Here is a 1,018-nt window from a genome sequence, read left to right as displayed (position 1 = left end):
TGCACTGCGGCGTCGAGGCCGACTTCCGGCCCGCCCGCAAGGCGCACCCGTGCCTGCTCGTCCCGGACGTGGACTCCGTGGCCGAGGCCGTGGCACGCGCCGGCGGCGAAGTGCGCTGGGACGACAACGTGCCGGGCGTGCGACGGTTCCACACCGATGACCCGGTGGGCAACCGGATCGAGCTCCAGCAGTCCTGACCAGCAGTCCGGATGAGCGGTCCTGACCAGCGATTCAACGGGCCGGGACACCTCGGCGGCGGAACCCGACGAAGGCGAGAGCCACCAGGCCGACCGCCACGAGGGTGAGCAGCGCCAGCTGCGCGCCGCCGGCCGCTTCGGCGGGCGGGTCGCCGACGTGGCTGGTGGGTGCGAGGTCCGCAAGCCAGGTCGGTAGCTGCAGGGCGTCGCCGAGGAAGGCCACGACCGCGGTGAACCCGAACGCCGCCCACGCCACGACGAAACCCCTCGGCCACGCACCGAACACCGCGAGCGCCACGCCCAGCAGGACGAGAACCGGCGGCAGGTAGGACGAGATGGCCCCCACGAGCCGCCCTGTCTCGCCGTGGCCGGTCGACCAGGCGACGCTCAGCCCGAGCGTGAGCGCGCCGAGGGCCACGATCACGACCAGTCCGGCGAGGATCGTGACGAGGTGGACGGCGAGCCACGACATACGACTCGAGGTGCCGGCCAGCAGCGGCTCGAGCCGCCCTGCCGACTCCTCCGCACGAAGGGTTCCGACGGCCTGCACGACGTAGCCACCGCTGACCAGTGCCACGAGCAGGACTGACATCGCGAGGAACCCGTCGGCTCCACCGGCACCGCCCAACGCGTCACGCAGTGCCGGGTTGCCTGCCATCGCGTCGATGACGTTCTGGGCGAGCAACCCGAACATGCCGCTCACGACGACCGCGCCGGCGGCCCAGCCGATGACCGCGCCGCGGTGCAGCGTCGACGCCAGCCCCCACCTGCTGCGCAGGAAGGCGGAGGCGGCCGGCGCCGAGGCACCACGTCGCAGCAGC

The 1,018-nt window shown here is 73.0% G+C and carries 1 protein-coding gene and 1 pseudogene; one reads left to right on the top strand and one right to left on the bottom strand.

Annotation, left to right across the window (positions count from 1 at the left end):
• Positions 1-197, top strand: a 197-nt coding sequence (locus tag FRW57_RS22020) for a VOC family protein (protein ID WP_476748670.1), incomplete at its 5' end; no start/stop codon positions are given.
• 34 nt (positions 198-231) lie between these two features.
• Here FRW57_RS22020 and FRW57_RS23705 read toward each other — a convergent pair.
• Positions 232-1,018 (bottom strand): annotated as a pseudogene (locus FRW57_RS23705) (hypothetical protein); the annotation flags it as partial.

This window comes from Segeticoccus rhizosphaerae (genome assembly GCF_009192725.1).
Lineage (GTDB): Bacteria > Actinomycetota > Actinomycetes > Actinomycetales > Dermatophilaceae > Segeticoccus > Segeticoccus rhizosphaerae.
This window is presented reverse-complemented; position numbering and strand designations above follow the sequence as displayed.